We start from the raw sequence: 20,464 nt of genomic DNA, 5'->3' as shown, positions 1-20,464 counted from the left end.
TGATCTCGGGGCCCATGTTCAAACGCTTGTACGACTGGACGCTCTCTCTCGCCGCATCGCCGCGCGCCACGCCGGCGCTGGCGGCGATCTCCTTCGCGGAATCCTCCTTCTTTCCGATTCCGCCCGACGTGGTGCTGGTGCCGATGGCGCTGGCCAAGCCGGAGAAGGCCTACTATTACGCCGCCGTCTGCACCATCGCCTCCGTGCTCGGCGCCATCGTCGGTTATGGCATCGGCTATCTGCTCTACGAGACCGTCGGCCAATGGCTGATGAATCTCTATGGCTATACCGACAAGGTCGACGCCCTGCGCGCCTTCTACGCCCAATGGGGCTGGGCTTTCATTCTGGTGAAGGGCGCAACGCCCATTCCCTTCAAGCTCGTCACCATCGTCAGCGGCCTGCTCGAATATAATTTCCTGCTGTTCGTGCTGCTGTGTCTGATCACACGCGGCGCCCGCTTCTTCATTGTCGCGGGCCTGCTGCATCGCTACGGCGATCAGGCCCGCGCCTTGCTCGACCGCCATTTTGGTGTCTTCATGGTGGTCATCATCGCTTTTGTCGTGCTGGGCTTTTGGTTAGCCATAAAGGTGCTCTGATGCTCTCTCCCTTTCGCATCGCTTTGGCTATTTTCGCCATCGCCTTCGCCACCATCGCCGGCGCCTGGATTTTCGAATACGCCGGCTATCTGCCGTGCGAACTCTGCTTGCAGCAGCGCTGGGCCTATTACATCGGCGTGCCCGTGGCGGCGTTGACCGTGGCCAGCACCCTGTCGGGCAAGCCATCGCCGGTCGCGAAACTGCTGTTCATGCTGCTGACTCTGATCTTCATCGGCAGCGCCATTTTCGGCGCCTATCACGCCGGCGTCGAATGGGGTTTCTGGGAAGGCCCGACCGGCTGTACCGGCGCGATCCCGCAGAAAGCCTCCGACATGAGCGATTTCATGCGCCAGCTCGAAACCACCAAAGTGGTGCGTTGCGACGCCGTCGCCATTCGCATCCTCGGCCTGTCGCTGGCGGGCTGGAACGCGGTGATCTCGGTGGTGCTTACGGCGCTGGCGGCGCGCACCATCAGACGCGCGTAGGAAGCAAGCCTCAACCTTGGTGTCATTCCGGACGCACCTCAGGTGCGATCCGGGACCCAAGGGCCACCGCTTCACTGCTGATTTTCGTTTGTTTCTACCACGCGCTCCTGGACCCCGGATCACGCTGCCCGTATCCGGGGTGACACAAGGTTAGCGCTCTGCCGCCGGTCAGGCTGCTTGACGCGGCGTGTTGAGACTCTTGGCCACCACAAGGATTAAAGCGCGCACCGACTGGCGCAGTTCCGCGACTTCGCCACGCAGCGCGTCCGAACCGCCCTCTACCGGCACTGCAGGCTCAGCAGACAGCTTGGCGACTGCCGCGCGTAATTCTGCGATCTGCGCTTTCAGCTCAACGATCTCGGCCGCGCTAGACGCACTGGCGAGCGGCGTCGCAGCAGGGTCGGATTCCTCCGACCGAAACAATTCCGGTCGCGGAATATGCGCCTGTCCACGCATCGACACGCCGAGCTTTTCCATCTCGGCGCGGATGTCGGAGAGATCCTCGGCCGGCGTCGAGGGCGGCGCAGCGCCCTCCATGACATCACGCACCGCCGCCGCCAAAGCCGCCACTTCGCCACGCAGCGAAATGATCTCAGGCCCATGATCGTTGGGGGTCAGCGCCGCATTGACGCTGGCCATCTCGGTCAAGGCGCGTACCGATGTGTCGAGCCGGCCCATGTCGGCGCGGATGCCGGCGAAATCCCTGGCCGTCTCCTCAGCAAACTCGCGCGCCGGCTGCGCTGCCGCTTCATTCACATGGCGAATCTCTTCACGTAGCGACGCAATCTCACGCGCATGATCGATCGGCTCTGGCGCTGGTGTCGCGATCCGCGTCTCGAACATCGCACGCAAGTCGGCGAGGCCGGCGGCCAGTTCATTGATCCGCGCTTCAAGCGCTGGCAGCGCCTCCACCTGCGCCACCGCACGCCGAACATCACCGTCTCGCGACGGCGCCAGGCTTTTTGCTTCGTTGAAAGCCAATTCCAGCTGCGCCAACCGCTCGATCATCACGACCAGCGGCTCTTCGGTTCGGGATTTCAGGAAGGTGACGCCAACGCCCTCATCGGTAATCCGATGGACCTTGGCGTGCTTGGTCTCATCGCGGGAGGGAATGTAGAGGTCGAAATCTTGCGGACAGTCGAATCCCTCCGGCAATTCCAGGCGGGCCCCGGTGGCGCTGATGTCGGTGATCATGCAGTCGATCGACTTGCGCCCGTCGATGAAGCGCATTTCCGCGCGCATGTGACAGGCTTGGCGCACAGCCTGACGCCGGCCAACCCACTCGTGACGCACACCCATAACCCACTCCAACGCAGCACTTGCCAACGCAAAACTCGCCGACGCAAAACTTGCGATACGTCAACGCGCGGCCCAAGCGGCTTGCGAAAACCAACACCGGCTTTTCGCATTCCGCTCTACACTTTTGAATTCGATCACGTTTCATGACTTCGGATCGAAATGATCCAAAGTCATCCTGATCTAACCCGCCAGTATCCCGCGCCAGTATGGTGGACAAATGTTTAAAATATCGTGGCGGCGGCGCTTGCTGGCGCTCTTTTGGCCTCTCGATAGCGCGCTCTCACTTGGAGCAGTCAACTCCGGCCATACCGAGGCACGGCCGGATGAACTGGCTGTAAATGAACGCCTTTCAGGACATTCCCTTACAGCTGCCCCTTACGGCTGCGACTTCCGCCGCAACGCGCCATGGCTTGTTTCATGAGCGATAGACAGGGCGAAAAGACCGAGCACGCACAGCCCGCAGAAATAAGCGCTAACGAACCCGATATTGCCTGTCGCGGCCATAATCGAGGCCGCGATCATGGGGATCATGCCGCCACCGGCGACGTTTCCGAGCTGCTTGCCCAATGAAGCCCCGGTGAACCGATAGCGCGGATCGTCGAAGAGCTCGCCGTAGAAGCTGCCATTGGCGGACAGGATCATCGGTTGCAGCACCATCGCGGGAACCGCCATGGATGCGGCGATCAGGAATGAATTGCCCGATGCCAGCATGGGAAAGAAGAAGAACAGGACGTAGATCGCGCACGCGATGTAGGCCACACAGAGCATGGGCCGGCGTCCAACCCGATCGGAGATATAGCCGCCCAAGGGATTGGTGGCGATCCCAAGGACGTTGCCGATGATGATACCCGTCAGCATCACCGAGCGATCGACGTGGAGCGTCTGAAGCCCGTAAGCCAGGCCGAACACCGTGATGAGATAGGGAACGCTGGAGGCGGCGAGTTCCAGCAGAAAAATGATCAGGATCGGCTTCTTGGCATATTTAAGCACTGCCACGAGCGGCGCTTCCTTTGGCTGCTCCTGACGGGCTGCCAGGCGATAGTCCTTGGCCTCGTCGACTTTGGTGCGGATATACAGGCCGATACCGATCAGAATGACGGAAGCCAGGAAGGGCAAGCGCCAGCCCCAGCTCAGCATATCTTGCTGCGGCAGCATGTTGACGAGAAGCGCGACCAGGGCGCCCAAGGCAAAACCGGAGGCGGCGCCACTCTGCACAATGGCGGCATAAAGACCGCGCTTTTCGCTCGGCGCGCTTTCCATGGCCAGCAACGGCCCCCCCACCGTCTCGCCACCCAGCGCGAAGCCTTGCAGGAAGCGCAGAACCGTCAAGGCAACGGGCGCCCATAACCCAGCCATCTCATAGGTCGGCAACAAGCCCATGCCCGTTGTGGCGATGCCCATCATGATCAATGTGACAATCATCGCCGGCTTGCGTCCAACGCGGTCGCCATAGTGGCCGAAAACAATTCCGCCCAGCGGCCGCGCAATGAAGCCGATCGCGAAAATGCCGAAGACGGCGATCATGCCGACGGTCGGATTCAATTGCGGGAAAAACAGCACATTGAAGACGCTCGGGGCCAGAAGGCCGTAAATCAGGAAGTCGTACCATTCGAGCGTCGATCCAAAGAAGCAGGAAACGAGCAGTCTCCGTTCCTTCGAGACGTCGCGTACAATAGGGATGGCGGCAACTTGGTCGGTCATGATTTCTCCCTCGGATATGATTGTAGATGGCCGAGCAACGGCTGCCTCGCAGCGCGTCGCGCGTGAGCTATGGCCGCCTGTTGACGGCGGATTGAACGAGATTGGGAGCCGCCGGCAGGCGAACTAACGCCGCCGGGCTAGCAAGCGATTCCTCTATATATGAGCCTGCAGAACATTAGGCCGGCAGGTTTTGTGGCGCAGGACCGGCGGCAACTCTCCCGCCGCCGGTGTTCGAAATGAATCAGGCGAAATGAATCGTCTTTGTTTCGAGGTAGTTTTCGAGGCCTTCGACGCCGCCTTCGCGGCCGACACCGGATTGTTTGAAGCCGCCGAACGGATGTTGCGGATCGACGATAACGCCGTTCACCGTCACATTGCCGGCGCGAACCTTGCGCGCGAAAGCATAGGCGCGTTCGCGGTCGGCGCTGTAGACGGAGGCGTTCAGCCCATAGACGGAATCATTGGCCTTCTTCACCGCATCGTCTTCGTCGGTATAGGTGATGAGCGAGACGACAGGGCCAAAGATCTCCTCTTGAGCAATCCGCATCTCCGGCTTCACGTCGGTGAAGACGGTGGGCTCGACGAAGTAGCCGCGCTCGAATCCAGCAGGTCGACCGCCACCGATGGCCACGGTCGCGCCTTCGTCGCGGCCGATCTGGATATAGTTCAATACACGCTCGAGCTGTTGGACCTTGGTCAGGGGCCCCATCGTCGTGGACGGATCGAACGGATCGCCAACCTTGATCTTGGAAACTGCGCCCAGATACAGATCGGTGAATTCCTGCTTACGATGTTCGGGCACGAGAATGCGTGTCAGCGAAAAGCAGACCTGCCCCGTGATCGGCATGGTGTAGACCATGAGAGACGGCAGGGCCGCGGCGAAGTCGGCATCATCGAGCAGAACGGCGGCGGACTTGCCACCGAGTTCCAGGCTGACGCGCGCCAGCCTCTCGGCGCAGACGGACGCGATGTGCTTGCCGGCGGCCGTGCTGCCGGTGAAAGCCACCTTGTCGACATCCTTGTGGCGAACGAGATAATCGCCGCTGTCGCGCCCGGCGGGCACAAGGTTGAAGACACCGGGCGGCAAGCCAGCCTGCTCGATACATTCGGCGAGGATATAGGCTTCCAGCGGTGTCTCGGGCGAAGGCTTGGCGACGATGGTACAGCCTGCCGCGAGCGCCGCCGAAATCTTGTAGCACAGCAGCACCAGCGGTGCGTTCCACGGCGTGATCGCCGCGCAGACACCGATCGGCTCCTTCGCCACGCGCAGCTTGCCGCCATCCTGGCGGGTGCGCTCATCGACGAAGGCGTAGTTTTCGATGATGTCCGCATAGGTTTTGAAAAGCGTTGGGTTCTGTCCGACCAGCTTCTTGGTCAGCATGATGGGCGCGCCGACCTGCAAGGTCCACGCATGGGCGATATCATCAAGGCGGCTGGTCAGAAGGTCGCCGATTTTGCGCAAGTAGCCAGCGCGCTCGGCTGGAGTGAGGCGCGGCCAAGGGCCGTTGTCGAAGGCTTCGCGCGCCGCAGCGACGGCGCGATCGATGTCGGCTTTGCCCGCCTCGGGATAGGTCATGATCGACTTTTCGGTGACAGGAGAGATGACCTCCAGCCGGCTTTGCGACAAGGGTTCGACCCATTTTCCGTCGATGAAGAACTTTTCCGGCGCCTTGGGCGGTGCAATGTCTCGAGCGATCATATTCATGCCTGTCCCTCCTCCTTTGACAAAATGACTTCCAAGAGCCGCGGGCCTTTGCGGTTCAGCAAATCGCGCAAACAGGCGTTGAGCTCCGCGCCGCGTTCGCAGCGCGTCGCCGCACAGCCTTGCGCTTGGGCAATGGCGACGAAATCGATATGGCCGATGCCGACGCCGTCGATACGCGGCGCGCTTTCGGTCCGCGCAATGCCGCGCAACGCCTCATAGCCCCCATTGTTGAGGACGACGATCAAGAGATCAGCGTCATATTCAGCGGCCGACCACAGCGCTTGAATGGCATAGAGACTGGAGCCATCACCGATGATGAGGATGACGGGATGCTCCGGTCGCGTAAGGGCTGCGCCTACCGCCGCCGGAAGACCGTAACCCAGACCACCGCTGGCGGTTGCGAAGAAGCCACGCGGCCTCTCGATGGGAAAGTGGTCATGCATTGTCGAGCGCGTGCTCGGCGATTCCTCGACGATGATGCTCTGCGGCGAGCGGACATCGTCGAGGGTCTGGAACAGAAAGTCAGGCGTAATGCCGGCAGGCGCCTCGATGCGCCGTATGACACGCGCTGGACCATCCGCGCGGGCCGCGCGCGACCGCACTCTGTCGCCGAGCTGTTCCGTTGCCAGGCGAATATTGGACAGCATCGCGTCGCCCAAAGCCGCGCCGGTGACGTGACGGGGATCATCGCTGATCAAGCCGAGGCCGGTGCCCTCACGCAAATGGCCGCCGCTTCCCGGAAAGTGATAGGTGAAAACGGGCGCGCCGAGGACGAGGACATAGTCCGCCGGTGCCAGACAGTCGGAAAGCCCTGGTTGATGCGCGGGCAGGAAGCCGGCGAAGAGGGGATGCCGCTCAGGAAAGCTGCAACGGGCCGAGATCGGACTTACCCAGACCTTGGCCTGCAGTTTTTCCGCCAGCCGGACGGTGCTGAACCAAGCATCATCGCTATCGACACCAGGTCCCACCACCAGGACCGGCTCCTTGGCCGCATCAATTTGGCCCGCGATTCTTTCAAGCGCCTCGGGATCGCATCCAAGGACCGTGCTCAACCTTCGTTCGAGCACCGGCTGCGCCGGCCGCGACCAATCGTCGAGCGGGATGGAGACGATAACTGGGCCTCTCGGCGGCTGCATGGCGATGTAGAACGCCCGGGCGATCGCGGCAGGAACGTCTTCCGCGCGCGCCGGCTCACAGGCCCATTTGACATAGGGCTTGGGAAATTCCGTCGGGCTTTCGTTGAACAAAAAGGGATCGTGAGGCAGCAGGTCGCGCGTCTGCTGGCCTGTCGTGATCACGAGAGGCGCGCGGTTGCGGAAGGCCGTGTAGATATTGCCCATCGCATGGCCAAGCCCGGCGGCGGAATGCAAATTGACGAAGGCGGGGCGGCCGGTGAGCTGGGCATAGGCGTCGGCCATGCCCACCACAATCGATTCCTGCAATCCCAGGACATAGGAAAAGCTCTGCGGCAGATCGACGAACATGGGCAGTTCGGTCGAACCGGGATTGCCGAAGATGCGCTCGACCCCTTGCCGCCGCAGAAAATCGAAGACTGCTTCGCTAACGGTGAGGCCAGCGACCGCCGAACCCCGTGCGAAGTCGTTATTTTCCTTGTTCATCCCCTCTCCTCGTGCGCCCGGCTTCTGGGCTTGCGTCAAGAACTTGCGGGCACAGTGGCAAACCGGGCCCCTCGCCGGAATTGATAAAATTGGAAAAAGCCATTACAAAAAAACATGACTTTGGACGTGCGAAGCGCCACGATTCTGTTGGAATGCGTGCGAAAGGGCAGCCTGGGGCGGGCAGCCACGGCCTTGAACCTGACCCAGCCAGCGGTCAGCAGATCATTGAAAATTCTTGAAGAGGGGTTTGGCGTTCCGCTGTTCGAGCGCAACACGCGCGGCGTGGCGCTAACACCCTATGGCGAGGCGCTGCTGCCCTACGCCGAACTCGTCGTCTCGGAACTGGCCAGCGCCCGCGACGTGATCCAACAGATGCGCGGCGCCAGCCGTGGCGTCGTTCGCGTCGGTGGCGTTGCCAGCGTGGTCGGCGGCATCGTCATGGCGGCGATCTGCGACATGCGGCAAAACCATCCCGACATCTCGTTCCAAGTCACGGAGGGACTAGAGGACAGCGTGCTGGAAGCCCTCAAATCGGGGGATTTGGACATCGCCGTCTCGTCCGAGCCTTATGTCGGCGATGCCATCAGTCTGGCGGCGCCCGATATCCTGTTCGACACGGTCTATGTCTATGCGGGCGCCCACCACCCGCTGACCCAGCAGCGCTCCGTGACAATCGCGGATATCGCCACCCGCGATTGGGCGCTGCCGCCGATCGGAAGCCCGGTTGGCAAGGAGTGGTTGAAGCGCTTTCACAACCACGCGCTTGAACCGAAAATGCCGTTGATCGTTTCGCGTTCGGTGCAGGTCATCAAGACCGCGGTACAATCCGCCGACATTCTCTGCTGGCTGCCCTTACCAACCGTGCAGGCCGAAGTACGACGGGAAGAGATGGTGCGCATACCTGTTGCCGAGCTCGAATGGCGGCGCACGTTTCGCGTCTATCGTCGCAGAAAAGGCCTGCTGACACCTTCGGCTGCGGCCCTGCTCCACTACATCCGCAGTGTTGGAAAACGTGCCAGTAAAGGCACGTAGTCGAGCAGCATTCCGATCAGCGTGTCAGCTGGAAGGTGTAGCTGGCGGCTAGGCCGACCGTGAACTGGTTGCGGCTGCCGGTCTGGCGCACGATCGGGCTCGACGCCGCCCCACCGGTCAACCTGTCGTAGCCACCGTGCAGGGTGAACGCCCAGTCCGGCGAATAGCGATAGGTGAGCGACGAATAGAGACCGGCCGAAACCAACCCCGCCCCGGCGCGTGGGGCGCATAGACCGGATTGGCGAGGAAGTCGGTCGCCGTGACACCAAAGCGCGAGCGCATCGAACGGCCATCGGCGAAGTTGAAGCGCGGGCCGATGGCGAAAGTGAACTGCTGCCAGCGCGTCACCCAGTCCGCGCCCAGAAGGGCGACGAACCCATCCTCGCCGCGAAAGCCGCGGCGGATTTCAAGACGGGCGCGCAGCGTATCGGGCACCAGCCAGATCTGTCCGAACAGGCCAGGCTCCAACGTCCAGCGCACGTTGTGCACGCCCCACAATTCGCGATTGCCTTGATCGTAGCGACCGCCGCGATAGGCAACGACTGGGCCCGCGCTGACACCACCGCTCGAAAAGGCCGCGAAGCTGATGTTGTCATCGGGCGATGACCATTCCGGCGCTTCGCCCGGACGGCGAAACGACACGGTGGGAAAAGCGATGAAACTGTAATTGTCGGAACCGGTGAAGCGCGGCGAGACGAAAGTCTTGGCATTCACCGTGATCAACCAGCCATAGGGCGAGAAGAACGATGGCGCGGCCGGTTCGGGCATCGGCGCTGACAAGGGCGCCGACATCGGCATGGGTGCTGCGACATAGCGCGGCGCCGGTCGATAGACGGGACGCGGCGCCGCATGATGATGCCGGCGCACGGTGGGATGCGGCCTTTTCTTCGTCGTCTTGTGCAGATGACGATGCCGCTCTTGATGTCGCTCCTGGCGCGGCGCGGCTTCGACGGTGTTGATCAGAAAGGCGGGCAGGACAACAGCAGACGCCGCGAAAACAGCGATGGGCAAACGCAAACGCATGGACAATCCGATTCAAATGAACAGCAACGATCAATGAATCGACAGATAGGCCGTTTACGTTAATGCGAGCCAAAGCAACATGGCTAACAAAACATGAAAGCCATTTTAGGACGCTGTTTTCATTTGGATTCGGGATGACTTTCGTCATCAGCTTCGATCATGCGGGCGCGCGCCCGCAGCTTCTCGGTCTCGCTCTTCAACTGGCCGCAGGCAGCCAGGATGTCGCGGCCGCGCGGCGTGCGCACCGGGCTGGCATAGCCGGCATTGAAGACGATGTCGGAGAATTGCTCGATCGTATCCCAGTCCGAACACTCATATTTCGTGCCCGGCCATGGATTGAATGGAATGAGATTGATCTTGGCCGGAATGCCCTTGAGCAGCCGCACCAGTTCTTTCGCCTCGGCGCGGGAATCGTTGACGCCCTTCAGCATCACATATTCGAAGGTGATGCGGCGTGCGTTCGATAGCCCCGGATAATTGCGGCAGGCGTCGAGCAGATCCTTGATCGGATATTTCTTGTTGAGCGGCACCAGCGTGTTGCGCAGATCATCGCGCACCGCATGCAGTGAGATCGCCAATGCGGTGCCATTGGCTTCGCCCAACGGTCCGATCTGCGGCACGACGCCGGAGGTGGACACCGTCACGCGCCGCTTCGACAGCGACAGGCCTTCGCCATCGGTGAGCACCGAAATCGCCGCGGTGACATTGTCGAAATTATAGAGCGGCTCGCCCATGCCCATGAAGACGATGTTGGAGACGGCGCGCACGCCTTCGCCCGAGGGGATGAAGCCATTGGTCGGCGGCGTCTGGCCGGGAAAATCGCCGAGCATGTCGCGCGCCACCACCACCTGCACGGCGATTTCTTCGGCGCTCAGATTGCGCACCAGTTTCTGCGTGCCCGTGTGGCAGAACGTACAGGTGAGCGTGCAGCCAACCTGGCTCGACACGCACAAGGTGCCGCGATCGCTCTCGGGAATGTAGACGCACTCGACTTCCGCGCCCTTATCCTTGGCATCGACAGGATCGAGGCGGATGAGCCATTTGCGCGTGCCGTCGCTCGACACCTGTTCGGCGACGACCTGCGGCCGCGTCAACGAATAATGCTCGGTCAGGAGGGCGCGCAGCGGCTTGCCGATGTTGAGCATGGCGGCGAAGTCCCGCGCGCCATGGAAATAGATCCACTGCCAGAGCTGGCCGACGCGCATGCGGATCTCACGTTCCGGCACGTCGACGGCGCGCAGCGCCTCACCAAGACGCGCGCGCGTCATACCAACAAGCGACGGCAAAGCCCGCGCTGGCGCGGGGCTGATGTCGGATCGCAAATCGGTCTGCGCTGTCATCGTCTCGTTCATCATTCCAACCATTTCACATCACCTCAGGACATATAGCCCTCGGCAACAATCAGATCGCCCATGCTGGCATTGTCCCGCAACGCCCTGGCCGCCGCATATTCCGGCGAGTGGTAACAGGCGAGCGCCGTCTCGTAATCCTTGAACTCGAGAACGACGGTTCGAGCCCGGAACCGGCCTTCCAGCGTCTCCGTCTTACCGCCGCGCACCAGAAACTTGGCCCCGTATTTCTCGAAGGCCACGGCATTGGCCGCTATATAGTCCTTATAGGCGGCCGGGTCAGTCACATCGACGGTCCCGATCCAATATCCCTTTGCGGGCAAACCCTTGTCCGACATGCGCCACCCTGTTTCAGGCCGAAATCGGCAATTTCGACCCCAGGCATAGCGCCTTTCGGCGATTTTCGCATCCGCAGTCGCTAAACCGGCTCCAGCTTCCTGGGCTCGCCTTGCGGCAATTCGACGGCAATCGCATCCCCGGGCCGCACTTCGCCGCCGGTGAGCACAATCGCCATGACGCCGGTTTTGCGGATGAGGCCGCCGTCCGCATCGCGGCCGAGCACCGCCTTCATCAGGCCCGGCTGAAACTTATCGATCTGGCCGCAGGGATTGCGCAGGCCGGTCACTTCAACCACCGCTTCGTCGCCGAGCCTGAGCCGCGCGCCCTGCGGCAGCGACAACAGATCGACGCCCCGCGTCGTAACATTCTCGCCCATATCGCCGGCAGCCACGCTAAAGCCGGCCGCCTGCAATTCCTCGAACAGTTCAGCGTGCATCAGATGCACCTGGCGCAGGTTCGGCGCCTGCGGGTTCTTCGCCACACGCGAACGATGCTTCACCGTCACGCCCATATGCGCATCGCCATCGACGCCATGGCCCTCGATCAGCCGGATCGACAAGGCATTCGCCTTGCTGAAGGCATGGCGCGGGCTGACGCTGACGGCTTTGACTAGGCCCTGGACCACACCATTCATGTTTCACTGCCTTGCAACTGTTCCAGCACCGCACGGACAGCGGCGGGAATAGGCGTCGACGCGCCCGAAGCGCGCTCGACATAGACATGGGTGAAATCACCCCGCGCACTGGTGATTTCCGCGTCACCCCGGAAAATACCGACATCATAGCGCACCGACGACGTGCCCAGATGCACCACTTTGACGCCGACATCGATCCGATCGGGAAAAGCGATCGGCGCGAAATAGGCGCAGCGCGTTTCGACCACGAGCCCGATGATCTCATTGGTCACCGGATCGAGCACGCCGGCTTCGACCAGCAATTGATTCACCGCCGTGTCGAAGTAGGAATAATAGATGACATTGTTGATGTGGCCGTAGACATCATTGTCGTGCCAGCGCGTCGAGATCGGCACGAAGCGCACATAATCGGCGCGGCGGGCAAGTTGCGATCTCTCAGCCATCCCCAAACACCTCGCGCTTAAATTTCACTCGGTTGGCGGACTCTCGGGCTCGCCCTCGATCTCTTCCGGCAAAATCACATGCACGGCGCCGCCTGCGATATCGACCTTCGGCACCACCGCCTTGGTGAAAGGCAACAGCGCCTCGTCGCCCGTGGCGGTCTCGATCATCAGAATGTCGCCGGCGCCGAAATTATCAACCGCCCGCACCTTGCCGAACGTGCTGCCGTCAGGCAGCAGGACCGCGAGCCCGATCAGATCGGAGAAATAGAATTCGTCTTCGTCGGGCGCCGGTAGATTGGCGCGCGGCACGAAGATCTCGAGATTGACAAGTGCTTCGGCGGCGTTGCGGTCACCGACCCCGTCGACCTGACCGACGATCATATCGTCCTTCACCGGCCGCGCCCGCTTCAGCGCGAACGACCGCGTGCCCGTGGCATCGGTCAACCCGCTGTAACCAGCAAGCGCCAACGGGTCGCCCGTATAGGATTTGATGCGGATTTCGCCACGCACCCCGTGCGGCGCGCCGAAGCGGCCGACGAGGACGAGGCCGGAAGCCGGCGCGACAGTGTTGCCGTCGCGCCCGCCCAGAGCAGCAGCCATCAAGCGGCCGGCGCTTCAGCCTTGGCAGCGGCAGCCGCTTCAGCAGCGGCGCGTTCCTGCGCCTTCTTCTTCGGCTTGGCCTTCTCCGGGTTGCTGTGCGCTTCGCGCTTCAGCACGCCGAGACCATCGAGCAGACGCGAGACGCGATCGGTCGGCTGGGCGCCCTTGGTCATCCAATCCTTGGCCTTCTCGACATCGAGCACGAGACGCGCGGCGTTGTCCTTGGGCTTCAGCGGATCGAACGTGCCGATCTTCTCGATGAAACGGCCGTCGCGCGGCATGCGCGAGTCAGCGATCACGATGCTGTAGTACGGACGCTTCTTGGCGCCACCGCGCGACAGACGAATTTTAAGAGACATAGTGACTTCCTTTCAGATCTTCATTTGACGATGCACGGCAGTTCCTGCCCGCATCACGCGTTTCACTTCACTTCTTCTTCCCAAACGGGTTGAACCCGCCCGGTGTTCCGCCGCCGAGGCCGGGCAGTTTCGGCCCGCCCAGTCCCGGAAGTCCGTTGGGCAGAAGCGGCCCGCCACTGGTCAAACCCGGCGGGGGCTTTTCGGGGAGCTGCGGTGCAGCGCCACCCATCTGCTTCTGCAATTCAGCCATCTGCTCCGGCGAGGGCATGCCGCCGCCACCGCCGAGCCCAAACATCTGCGCCATCTTGCCCATCGGGCCACGCTTGTTGGCGCCGCCCATGGCCTTCATCATGTCGGCCATCTGCCGGTGCTGCTTCAGCAACCGGTTGACGTCTTCCACCTTCATGCCAGCGCCGGCGGCGATGCGCTTCTTGCGCGACGCCTTCAGCACGTCGGGATTGCGCCGCTCGGCGCGCGTCATCGACAGAATGATGGCGCGCTGGCGCTTGATCATCTTGTCGTCGATGCGCGAGGCGATCTGATCCTTCATCTTGGCGATGCCGGGCAGCATGCCCATGATGCCGCCAAGGCCACCGATCTTTTCCACCTGCGCCAATTGTTCGGCCATGTCGTCGAGGTCGAACTTGCCCTTGCGCATCTTCTCGGCGATGGCCTGGGCTTTTTCGGCATCGATCGACGCCGCCGCCTTTTCGACCAACGCGACAATGTCGCCCATGCCGAGAATGCGATTGGCGATGCGCTGTGGATTGAAGTCGTCGAGATCCTCGACCTTTTCACCGGTACCGATGAGCTTGATCGGCTTGCCGGTGACGGCACGCATCGACAGCGCCGCACCACCACGGCCATCGCCGTCGGTACGCGTCAGCACGATGCCGGTGATGCCGACGCGATCGTTGAAGTTGCGAGCGAGATTGACCGCGTCCTGGCCGGTCAGCGCATCGGCGACCAAGAGGATTTCATGCGGACTAGTGGCCCGCTTGATCTCCGCCATCTCCTCCATCAACGGCTCGTCGATGTGGGTGCGGCCGGCGGTGTCGAGCAGAACGACGTCATAGCCCTGCAAGCGCGCCGCCTGTTCGGCCCGTTGCGCGATCTGCACCGGCGTCTGCCCGGCGACGATCGGCAAAGTGTCAACGCCAACCTGGCGGCCGAGCACGGCAAGCTGTTCCTGCGCCGCCGGACGTTTCACGTCGAGCGAGGCCATCAGCACCTTGCGCTTCATCCGGTCGGTGAGGCGGCGGGCAATCTTGGCGGTGGTGGTGGTTTTACCAGCGCCTTGCAGACCGACCATCATGATGGCGATCGGCGGCGCGGCGGTCAGGTCGATCGGCACCGCGGTCGAGCCGAGCGTTTCGATCAGCACGTCGTTGACGATCTTGACGACCATCTGCCCCGGCGTGACCGATTTCACCACATTGGCGCCGATGGCCTGGACGCGCACCTTCTCGGTGAAGTCGCGCACCACGTCGAGGGCGACATCGGCCTCAAGCAAGGCGCGTCGCACTTCGCGCATAGCGGTATTGACGTCGCTCTCGGAGAGAGCGCCGCGCCGCGTCAGCGTATCAAATATGCCGGAGAGCTTGTCGGAAAGGCCCTCGAACATGCAAAACTCCAATCGCTCGTGTCAGGGCTTTAGAGCCGCGCTCCAAAGCCGAGTTCCAAAGCCAAGCGCGCCCGGGGGCGCATCGCGCTGCCGGGCGTTGACCCCGAACCTCAGGGGTTCCACGGGGCTGTGTCAAAAGAACGTCTCTGACGAGAGTGGGTGGTTTTTAGGCGGGGGCGACGGGAGAGTCAACTTTCCCTGGCCGCCCCAATGACAGTTCAGCGGCTTCGCACAGCCGCCGTCGATAACTGCAAGCCCTTCAACTTACTGGGCTTCCACGGCGCAGAGCCCGACGCACGCCTTACGCTCGAAAGCCGCTTTGAGCGCCAGTGCCTTTTCACGCTCCGGCGCGGACAGGCCGGGCAGGACCGTGTCGATCTGAGCGATCAGAGCCGTCCGATCGGCCGGCGGGGTCGAAGCCGCCAGGGTCGCGGCGCCCTCGCCCAGCGCATCGAGCAGAAGGCCGCGGTTTTCGGAGCGCAGGTCCGGCGAGCGCAGCATCAAGACGATACCCGTCACCATCTCATTGATTCCAAGTCGTAATTTACTTAGTCCATCACGGCGCGCGGCGTTCATCTGGGCTGCCGGCAGCGTCTCGACAAAATCGGCGATGGCCTCAAGACCGACTGCCTGCACACGCAAGAGATAGGCGCCCGCCCGGGCGATCTCGTCCTGATATTTCGCGGTATTGGCGGCTGTGTCCGGCACGGTTCCCGCCTGCGGCGCGAACAGGACATAGGTTTTGTAGAGCGCCCCTGCCCGATGGCCGATAGGCAGAAGCGCCGGCACGTCGGCGGAGCGATAGGGCGGCGTGCCCAGGGTCGCCTTCACATCCCAAAACCTGCCGAGCACTTTGGCGTGTTCCGGATTAGACCAGCGCGGCAAATCCCCTTGCGCACGCGTCTGGCGCGTCAGGGCATCAACCGCTTGAAACGCGGAAGCCGCTTCATTCTGGTTTGAGGCGGAGACATCAGCCTGGGCCACCGACGGCGCAAGACCAAACCAGAGTGCCAACAAAAGCGCCGGGAATGTGTATTTCAAGAAAGGCTCATATTGAAGGGGCACTTGGAAGGGGCCATCGGCCCCTTGGGTTGCCAGGACCGCCAAGGCGTTCCACCTAGTCCCAGAATTTCTCCAGCTTGCGGAAGGTCTTCCAGCTCGCCGCCAGATGGGTCTCGGCATCGGCAGCGCCCCTCGCGCACCAGCCAAGCACCATGCCGGCCGCGCCGTCGATGGCGCCCTCGCCCTGCAGCGCCGCCACGATGGTGTGGGCGGTGATGGTGTCGTTATAGGCGCCGAACACGTCCTGAAGCTTGGAAATGGCGCGGATGAACGACTTCGCTCCGGCCTTTTGCGGATACAGCGCCGAGAAGAATTCGGCGGCGTAGCGCAGGTCCTTGAAGGCGATGCGCAGGCGGTGGCGCTCGTCCGAACTCAGATGCTCGATGTCCTTGCCGCGCTTGCGCACCCGCTTGTGCAGCCGGTTGAGGGTTTCGCTCGCGAAAGCTTCGGCGGGCATCGACAGGCGGCCGAGCGCTTCGACATCGAGCGCCCCGCGCCAGCCGCGGCGCAGCACGAAACTATAAAGGTCCAGCACGAAACCGGTGGTCGTCGGATCGAGCAGAACCGCCCGAACCTTTTCATAGCCCTCGAACCGGCGCAGCGCCGCGCTCTCCAGCAGCGGGCCGAAATCGGCATCATCCTTCAAAGTGACGCCGGGGCCCTCCTCGACGAGAGCGGTGAAAGCATCCATGTCGCGCGCCTGGCCCATGGCCGAAGCGATGTCGCTGGCGCGACGCTCGAGAATGGCGAAATCGGCGCAGGGAAATTCGCGCTGGAACAATTTGATCGCGGCCCGCAAGCGGCGCAGCGCGACGCGCATCTGATGCACGGCTTCTGGCTGCTCGGCTTCGAGCAGGCCCGGCCAGTTGGCGACGAACTGCTCGACGGCGGCGGTGAGAATGGCGCCGATCGCCACTTCTGTCGCCGCATCGGCGGCTAATGTCAGCGGCAGCGCCTTGACGCATTGCGGCACTTCGCCGGCGGCGAGCGCATAGCCGCGTTCCGATTTGGTGCGCGACCCAAGCCGCAGACCGCAGGCGTCGGTCAGGCGCGCGGCAAGATCGATCAGATCGCCAATATCGCCGTCCGCCAGTTCGAATTCGATTTCCTCGACCTCGACACGGCGATCCCCCGCGATGACATGGCCACGATCGACAGACACTTTAATATTCGACAGGCCCGGCAGAGCGATGGCATCGCGCCGTTTCAATTCGGTGGTGAAGCGCGGCTCCAACGCCGCCTCGCCGCACACGCCGCGGATAAGCGCGGCTGTGTCGGCGCCCAACGCATCGAGATCAGGCTCGGGCCCCGCGACACGCGCTTCCGCCTCGCCACGCTCGAACGCCGTCGCCGCATCGGGGCTGCGCCATTTGAACGTGAGAATGTGGCGGCCACGCACCTTGCGCACGCGCAGCGCCATGCCGGCGGCGCGCAACCGCTCGTCGGCGGTGTCGAAATAGACCGAGTAGAGGCTGGCCGCACGCGGCCGAAATGCAGCGCCATTGCGGGCCAGCCAATCGCAAGCATCAACGATCTGTCGCGTGTCGCCTGTCAGCTTGATTTCAATTTCACGGCCGACCGATTGCGGACTTTCCGCAACAGTCTCGGGGGCCGGCGCGACCGTATCGGTCGTGTCTGTCATGGTTAAATCGGGTCCAGGGCGCAGGGGGTTCAAAAGAACGCGTGCGGGCGGTCCGCTGCCGCCAGCACTATAGGCCGTCACCTCAGTGTCACAATCAAGCCGCGCGAAGCGGATTCTCCGCGCAGGATCAAAATCTCGCGGCAGCCAGCTAGACCACAGGTCCTTCGCCTTCCGCCCGAACTCCGTATAAGATTACTGCAACAAATTAAATTCGGGAGGACGACATAATGATCATGGGGATGATCGGGAGCAAATTTGGCATTTTCCGCATTACTTTTCGTCGCTCGGCTTTTCGTCGCGCTTGCACGGGAGCGGCGCTTGGTCTGCTGACCGCAGCCACTCTGGCGCAGGCCGACCCGGTCGAAAATTTCTACAAAGGCAAGAATCTTCAGTTTCTTGTCGGCGTCAGCGCCGGCGGCGGTTACGATCTGCAGATGCGCCTTGTCGCGCGTCATATTGTCCGCTTCATCCCCGGCAATCCGACACCGGTGCCGCAGAACATGACCGGCGCCACCGGCCTGGTGATGGCCAACTATCTCTATCGTGTCGCCCCCCGCGACGGGACAGCCATCGGCCTGATCCAGAATGGACTGCCGACCTATCAGGCGGTGGGCAAGGAGGGCGTGCAATTCAACGCCCGGCAGTTCCAATGGATCGGCGCGCTAACACCGACCACCGAAACCATGATCACCTGGAAGACGACGGGCGTGCACACCATCGCCGAAGCCCGCACGAAGGAAATCATCGCCGGCTCCAACGGCACCTCCGGCATTACCTATATTTATCCGGTGATGCTCAACGATCTGGCCGGCACCAAATTCAAAATGATCACCGGCTATCCCGGCTCCAGCGCTCTCAACCTCGCCATGGAACGTGGCGAGGTGGAAGCCCGCAACAACTCCTGGGACAGTATCAAGAGCACCAAGCCGAACTGGATCGCCAACAAGGATGTGTCCATTCTGGTTTATTCCGGCCTGAAGCCGGACGAGCTCAAAAGCGTCCCCGAACTCGACGATGTGATCCCGAATGCGGAGGATCGACTGGTGGCGCGGATCGTGACCACGGGCAATCGCATGGGCTATCCCTTCACCGTCATGCCCGGCGTGCCGGCCGAGCGGGTCGCGGCTTTGCGCTCAGCCTTCGTCGCCATGACCAAGGATCCGGAGTTTCTCAAGGAAGCGGCGGCGGCCCAGATCGACGTCAATCCGATCAGCCCGCAGCGCATGCACGAGACCATCGAGGCACTGTTTGCCGCGCCTGATCCGCTGAAATTGCGGGCGCGCAAATATTTCGAGCAATAGAGCGCGCGCCGTGCCATAGAGCGCGAAATAATCCGCGCCACTTCGCACGCGACATAATTAGGAGAGGATAACGCTATGGACGACACGACCAACACGGTGCGCGCGCCGATTCAGGATTTGCGCGAATGGCTCGCCCGTGTGGAAGAGATCGGTGAACTGGTGCGCGTCGACAAGCCGGTCGATCGCGATGAAGAGATGAGCGCCATCTCCTACCTGCTCGCCAAGCAGAAGCCATCACCCGCCGCTTTGTTCAGCAAGGTCGTCGGCTTCGACAACAATCCCATCGGCGCGCGGCATCTGTGGTCGCCGTTTGGCCCGAGCGTGCGTCGCATCGCCATTTCGCTCGAGGAAGATCCAGATACGCCGACAGTCGAACTGATCCGTCGCACCAAGGACAAATTGAAGCGCCGCACGCCGCCGCGCGAGGTTCCGCGCAGCGAAGCGCCGGTCTACGAGAACACGCTTACCGGCAAGGATATCGACCTCGACCTGCTGCCGATCCCCAAGCATTGGCCGCGCGACGGCGGCCGCTATGCCGGCACCTGCGACGCCGTCATCACCCGCGACCCCGAGACCGGTTATCTCAACATCGGCACCTACCGGATGATGCAGCAGGACAAGAACCATGTCGGGCTCTATCTGTCGCCCGGCAAGGACGCGCGCCTGCACATCCAAAAGGCCTGGGACAAGGGCGAGCCGCTGCATGTCGCCGCCGCCTGGGGCATCGACCCGCTGTTCATGCTGGTGGGATCGCAATCCTTCCCCAAGACCGTGTCGGAATATGAATATGCCGGCGGCATCAAGGGCCAGCCGATTCCCGTCGTCAAAGGCACGACCACCGATCTCTTGATCCCGGCCAATGCCGAACTCGTCATCGAGGGCATCCTGCGCCCCAACGCCTTGAAAGCGGAGGGTCCGTTTGGCGAGTTCACCGGCTATTACGGCAAGCCGGAAGCGGCCTGCCCGCTCGTCGAAATCACCGCCGTGCACTATCGCACCAGCCCGGTGCTGACCAACGCCTTGATGGCCGACTATCCGTCCTGCGAGCAGAGCGGCTTCTTCGCCATTGTCCGCTCGGCGAAAATCTGGGACGATTTCGACAAGCTCGGTGTGCTTGGCATTCAAGGCATCTATTCGCATCCTGCCGCTGCCGGCGGCTTCGGCATGACGATCATCAGCCTGCAGCAGCGCTATGCTGGCCATGCCGCGCAGGTGCTGGCGCTCGCGGCGCAAGTGCCGGGAGGCGCCTACTACACCAAGTTCATTATCGCCGTGGACGAGGACGTCGATCCCACCGACATCGATCAGGTGCTGTGGGCCATGGGCAGCCGCTGCAATCCCATCGATGACATGGACATTCTGCGCAACACCTGGAGCACGCCGCTCGATCCGTCGCAGAACCCGCCGGAGAAGCGGCCCTATGGCTCGAAGGTATTGATCAACGCCTGCAAGGATCACCGTTATCTGCCGGTGTTCTCCGCCCGCACCACGCTGCGCAAATCAACCTATGACAAGGTCGCCGCGCGCTGGGAGGAGTTGGGCTTGCCGGGCAAGGCGCCGCAAGTGCGCGCCTTCGAAAGCGAAGAGAAATTCGTCTACCAGGAAGAAGGGCAGAAGAGCCGCTAGAAAAAAGCCGCTCAATGAAAAACGG

The 20,464-nt window shown here is 62.3% G+C and carries 18 protein-coding genes and 1 pseudogene; 5 read left to right on the top strand and 14 right to left on the bottom strand.

From position 1 onward, the window contains the following. The first annotated feature begins 14 nt into the window (after positions 1-14). Both BLW50_RS22530 and BLW50_RS22525 read left to right on the top strand, forming a co-directional pair. On the top strand, positions 15-596 hold the full coding sequence (locus BLW50_RS22530) for a YqaA family protein (protein WP_090706851.1): 582 nt from the start codon (positions 15-17) through the stop codon (positions 594-596). After that, positions 596-1,081: a disulfide bond formation protein B gene (locus BLW50_RS22525; RefSeq protein ID WP_090706848.1), complete on the top strand. Its 486-nt coding sequence runs from the start codon at positions 596-598 to the stop codon at positions 1,079-1,081. Before BLW50_RS22530 ends, BLW50_RS22525 begins: the two co-directional genes overlap by 1 nt. Before the next feature lie 168 nt (positions 1,082-1,249). On the opposite strand, the gene BLW50_RS22520 is transcribed toward BLW50_RS22525, so the two are convergent. The 4 genes from BLW50_RS22520 to mdlC all read right to left on the bottom strand — a co-directional run bounded on the left by BLW50_RS22520 (position 1,250) and on the right by mdlC (position 7,405). Then, positions 1,250-2,380 carry a PilZ domain-containing protein gene (locus BLW50_RS22520; protein ID WP_090706845.1) on the bottom strand — a complete coding sequence of 377 codons (1,131 nt, stop codon included), beginning with the start codon at positions 2,378-2,380 and terminating at the stop codon, positions 1,250-1,252. Between the two features lie 375 nt (positions 2,381-2,755). Then, a complete protein-coding gene (locus tag BLW50_RS22515; protein ID WP_090706842.1) occupies positions 2,756-4,081 on the bottom strand; it encodes an MFS transporter in 1,326 nt (441 codons plus the stop codon). A 241-nt stretch (positions 4,082-4,322) separates the two neighbouring features. Beyond that, positions 4,323-5,786: an aldehyde dehydrogenase gene (locus BLW50_RS22510; protein ID WP_139267709.1), complete on the bottom strand. Its 1,464-nt coding sequence runs from the start codon at positions 5,784-5,786 to the stop codon at positions 4,323-4,325. Continuing rightward, the gene (gene mdlC / locus BLW50_RS22505; RefSeq protein ID WP_090706840.1) at positions 5,783-7,405 is read right to left on the bottom strand and encodes a benzoylformate decarboxylase; all 1,623 of its coding nucleotides are present in this window, start codon (positions 7,403-7,405) and stop codon (positions 5,783-5,785) included. Before mdlC ends, BLW50_RS22510 begins: the two co-directional genes overlap by 4 nt. Positions 7,406-7,519: 114 nt before the next feature. Between mdlC and BLW50_RS22500 the strand changes: the two genes are divergently transcribed. Further along, the gene (locus tag BLW50_RS22500) at positions 7,520-8,437 is read left to right on the top strand and encodes a LysR family transcriptional regulator (protein WP_090706838.1); all 918 of its coding nucleotides are present in this window, start codon (positions 7,520-7,522) and stop codon (positions 8,435-8,437) included. A gap of 16 nt (positions 8,438-8,453) precedes the next feature. On the opposite strand, the pseudogene BLW50_RS22490 reads toward BLW50_RS22500, so the two are convergent. The 10 genes and pseudogenes from BLW50_RS22490 to BLW50_RS22445 form a co-directional block, all read right to left on the bottom strand. Continuing rightward, positions 8,454-9,205, bottom strand: a pseudogene (locus tag BLW50_RS22490) (MipA/OmpV family protein). Between the two features lie 374 nt (positions 9,206-9,579). Continuing rightward, positions 9,580-10,800 carry a dual-specificity RNA methyltransferase RlmN gene (gene rlmN / locus BLW50_RS22485; RefSeq protein ID WP_244544487.1) on the bottom strand — a complete coding sequence of 407 codons (1,221 nt, stop codon included), beginning with the start codon at positions 10,798-10,800 and terminating at the stop codon, positions 9,580-9,582. Between the two features lie 35 nt (positions 10,801-10,835). After that, positions 10,836-11,147 carry a DUF1330 domain-containing protein gene (locus BLW50_RS22480; protein ID WP_090706829.1) on the bottom strand — a complete coding sequence of 104 codons (312 nt, stop codon included), beginning with the start codon at positions 11,145-11,147 and terminating at the stop codon, positions 10,836-10,838. An 80-nt stretch (positions 11,148-11,227) separates the two neighbouring features. After that, on the bottom strand, positions 11,228-11,782 hold the full coding sequence (locus BLW50_RS22475) for an MOSC domain-containing protein (RefSeq protein ID WP_090706826.1): 555 nt from the start codon (positions 11,780-11,782) through the stop codon (positions 11,228-11,230). Beyond that, entirely contained in the window at positions 11,779-12,225 is a 447-nt protein-coding gene (locus BLW50_RS22470) for an acyl-CoA thioesterase (protein WP_090706824.1), read from the bottom strand. Before BLW50_RS22470 ends, BLW50_RS22475 begins: the two co-directional genes overlap by 4 nt. A gap of 24 nt (positions 12,226-12,249) precedes the next feature. Next, positions 12,250-12,825, bottom strand: a complete 576-nt coding sequence (rimM, locus tag BLW50_RS22465; RefSeq protein ID WP_090706821.1) for a ribosome maturation factor RimM — start codon at positions 12,823-12,825, stop codon at positions 12,250-12,252. Further along, entirely contained in the window at positions 12,825-13,184 is a 360-nt protein-coding gene (gene rpsP, locus BLW50_RS22460; RefSeq protein ID WP_090706818.1) for a 30S ribosomal protein S16, read from the bottom strand. The genes rimM and rpsP overlap by 1 nt, the downstream gene beginning before the upstream one ends. A gap of 67 nt (positions 13,185-13,251) precedes the next feature. After that, positions 13,252-14,808, bottom strand: a complete 1,557-nt coding sequence (gene ffh, locus BLW50_RS22455; RefSeq protein ID WP_090706815.1) for a signal recognition particle protein — start codon at positions 14,806-14,808, stop codon at positions 13,252-13,254. A gap of 264 nt (positions 14,809-15,072) precedes the next feature. After that, a complete protein-coding gene (locus tag BLW50_RS22450) occupies positions 15,073-15,849 on the bottom strand; it encodes a hypothetical protein (RefSeq protein ID WP_090709542.1) in 777 nt (258 codons plus the stop codon). Positions 15,850-15,925: 76 nt separating this feature from the next. Continuing rightward, complete coding sequence (locus BLW50_RS22445; protein WP_090706812.1) at positions 15,926-17,512, bottom strand: CYTH and CHAD domain-containing protein; 1,587 nt, start codon at positions 17,510-17,512, stop codon at positions 15,926-15,928. Between the two features lie 227 nt (positions 17,513-17,739). On the opposite strand from BLW50_RS22445, the gene BLW50_RS22440 reads away from it, so the two are divergent. Continuing rightward, positions 17,740-18,813, top strand: a complete 1,074-nt coding sequence (locus BLW50_RS22440; RefSeq protein WP_090706809.1) for a Bug family tripartite tricarboxylate transporter substrate binding protein — start codon at positions 17,740-17,742, stop codon at positions 18,811-18,813. Between the two features lie 75 nt (positions 18,814-18,888). Further along, the gene (locus tag BLW50_RS22435) at positions 18,889-20,439 is read left to right on the top strand and encodes a UbiD family decarboxylase (protein WP_090706807.1); all 1,551 of its coding nucleotides are present in this window, start codon (positions 18,889-18,891) and stop codon (positions 20,437-20,439) included. Positions 20,440-20,464: the final 25 nt, after the last annotated feature.

This window comes from Beijerinckia sp. 28-YEA-48 (assembly GCF_900104955.1).
Classification (GTDB): domain Bacteria; phylum Pseudomonadota; class Alphaproteobacteria; order Rhizobiales; family Beijerinckiaceae; genus Terripilifer.
This window is presented reverse-complemented; position numbering and strand designations above follow the sequence as displayed.

Excerpts from the sequence above, each read along its gene's own strand:
- BLW50_RS22530 (WP_090706851.1), top strand. The coding sequence starts at position 15 with ATGTTCAAACGCTTGTACGACTGGACGCTCTCTCTCGCCGCATCGCCG.
- BLW50_RS22525 (WP_090706848.1), top strand. The coding sequence starts at position 596 with ATGCTCTCTCCCTTTCGCATCGCTTTGGCTATTTTCGCCATCGCCTTC.
- BLW50_RS22520 (WP_090706845.1), bottom strand. The coding sequence starts at position 2,380 with ATGGGTGTGCGTCACGAGTGGGTTGGCCGGCGTCAGGCTGTGCGCCAA.
- BLW50_RS22515 (WP_090706842.1), bottom strand. The coding sequence starts at position 4,081 with ATGACCGACCAAGTTGCCGCCATCCCTATTGTACGCGACGTCTCGAAG.
- BLW50_RS22510 (WP_139267709.1), bottom strand. The coding sequence starts at position 5,786 with ATGAATATGATCGCTCGAGACATTGCACCGCCCAAGGCGCCGGAAAAG.
- mdlC (WP_090706840.1), bottom strand. The coding sequence starts at position 7,405 with ATGAACAAGGAAAATAACGACTTCGCACGGGGTTCGGCGGTCGCTGGC.
- BLW50_RS22500 (WP_090706838.1), top strand. The coding sequence starts at position 7,520 with ATGACTTTGGACGTGCGAAGCGCCACGATTCTGTTGGAATGCGTGCGA.
- rlmN (WP_244544487.1), bottom strand. The coding sequence starts at position 10,800 with ATGACAGCGCAGACCGATTTGCGATCCGACATCAGCCCCGCGCCAGCG.
- BLW50_RS22480 (WP_090706829.1), bottom strand. The coding sequence starts at position 11,147 with ATGTCGGACAAGGGTTTGCCCGCAAAGGGATATTGGATCGGGACCGTC.
- BLW50_RS22475 (WP_090706826.1), bottom strand. The coding sequence starts at position 11,782 with ATGAATGGTGTGGTCCAGGGCCTAGTCAAAGCCGTCAGCGTCAGCCCG.
- BLW50_RS22470 (WP_090706824.1), bottom strand. The coding sequence starts at position 12,225 with ATGGCTGAGAGATCGCAACTTGCCCGCCGCGCCGATTATGTGCGCTTC.
- rimM (WP_090706821.1), bottom strand. The coding sequence starts at position 12,825 with ATGGCTGCTGCTCTGGGCGGGCGCGACGGCAACACTGTCGCGCCGGCT.
- rpsP (WP_090706818.1), bottom strand. The coding sequence starts at position 13,184 with ATGTCTCTTAAAATTCGTCTGTCGCGCGGTGGCGCCAAGAAGCGTCCG.
- ffh (WP_090706815.1), bottom strand. The coding sequence starts at position 14,808 with ATGTTCGAGGGCCTTTCCGACAAGCTCTCCGGCATATTTGATACGCTG.
- BLW50_RS22445 (WP_090706812.1), bottom strand. The coding sequence starts at position 17,512 with ATGACAGACACGACCGATACGGTCGCGCCGGCCCCCGAGACTGTTGCG.
- BLW50_RS22440 (WP_090706809.1), top strand. The coding sequence starts at position 17,740 with ATGATCATGGGGATGATCGGGAGCAAATTTGGCATTTTCCGCATTACT.
- BLW50_RS22435 (WP_090706807.1), top strand. The coding sequence starts at position 18,889 with ATGGACGACACGACCAACACGGTGCGCGCGCCGATTCAGGATTTGCGC.